Annotated in this window: 1 protein-coding gene; it reads left to right on the top strand. The window is 69.8% G+C overall.

Annotated elements, in window-relative coordinates; translation table 11 throughout:
• Positions 1 to 235: DUF222 domain-containing protein (locus D9V41_RS17530; protein WP_121795656.1), on the top strand; the 235-nt coding region annotated here is incomplete at both ends.

The raw sequence follows: 235 nt of genomic DNA, 5'->3' as shown, positions 1-235 counted from the left end.
CGATGCTCGACTTCCTCGACGCCGAACGCGCTCGGATTGAGCGGGAGGTCGAGGCGCAGCAGCGCGACCTCGCGTTCGCGGCAGTGCGGTCGGTGGTCGCCCAGGCGAACGGCTGGTCCGAGCACCAGGTCGCGAGCCGCATCCACGAAGCCGAGACCGCTCGCGATGCCTTGCCGAACGTCTGGAAGGCCTTCAGCACGGGCGAGATTGATGCCGCCCGCGTCTCGGCGATCGC

Source organism: Aeromicrobium phragmitis (assembly GCF_003674095.1).
In the GTDB taxonomy this organism is placed as follows: Bacteria; Actinomycetota; Actinomycetes; order Propionibacteriales; family Nocardioidaceae; genus Aeromicrobium; species Aeromicrobium phragmitis.
Note: the sequence above shows the minus strand (reverse complement) of the source record. Positions and strands in the feature narration are given on the sequence as shown.